Origin of the sequence: Trichormus sp. NMC-1 (genome assembly GCF_001858025.1) — a bacterium.
In the GTDB taxonomy this organism is placed as follows: domain Bacteria; phylum Cyanobacteriota; class Cyanobacteriia; order Cyanobacteriales; family Nostocaceae; genus Anabaena.
Genome location: NZ_LZQD01000056.1, coordinates 1 through 655, shown reverse-complemented (window position 1 = coordinate 655; position 655 = coordinate 1). Strand labels below are relative to the sequence as shown.

Annotated in this window: 1 protein-coding gene; it reads left to right on the top strand. The window is 41.5% G+C overall.

Annotation, left to right across the window (positions count from 1 at the left end; genetic code table 11):
• Nucleotides 1-616: hypothetical protein (locus A9Y75_RS25900; protein ID WP_236721547.1), on the top strand; the 616-nt coding region annotated here is incomplete at its 5' end.
• Nucleotides 617-655 lie beyond the last annotated feature (39 nt).

The following is a 655-nucleotide window of genomic DNA, read 5'->3' as shown; positions in this document are numbered from 1 at the left end:
AGCCTTCATGATTACGATACAGATTCGGGCTGACGACCATCGAGAGGAACGAAAGCAACAGAATGAAACAGTTTCCGTCGCTCAAACCCTCAAGATCGAGGTTAACTGGATCCTTGACGCCTATGTCGAGCGGAGCATTAGATCCGAGAGGATTAAAGAACTCATAGGCGATACCGATTATGAGCTCATGAAAGTTGGTTGGATAACTCCCAGCTTTCCACAAGGCGGGAAAATCTGGAATGAAGTTAAATACGGAAATTCCGTCAAGCTTAGTAGAGATCGGATTGACCGATTTAATGATCTTATTGGGAAAATTGGACATGAAGCTGCATCTGACTTTATCAGATTTTATGAGCAATTCCCGAATAGAGAAGAGTATGCAAAGTTTGAGCTGAACTCGATTCTCACCTACATTGAAAATGATGGCTATTTTGGTCGTGTAGGTGAGAGGCTTATTCTGAGTCTGAATGATGTCATTCAGGCAAACGGGAATCTGTCGCTCATCAAAGAAAATCCGATTTACAAATCCACCTATTCCGCAAGCCTTTATGCGAGAAGACTTGATGATATGAGAAATATTCTCAAGCAAATTGATGGACTGTCCGAAGATGAATAAGATTTCTAGTTTTCTCTGTTTATGAGACATCTCGACGTT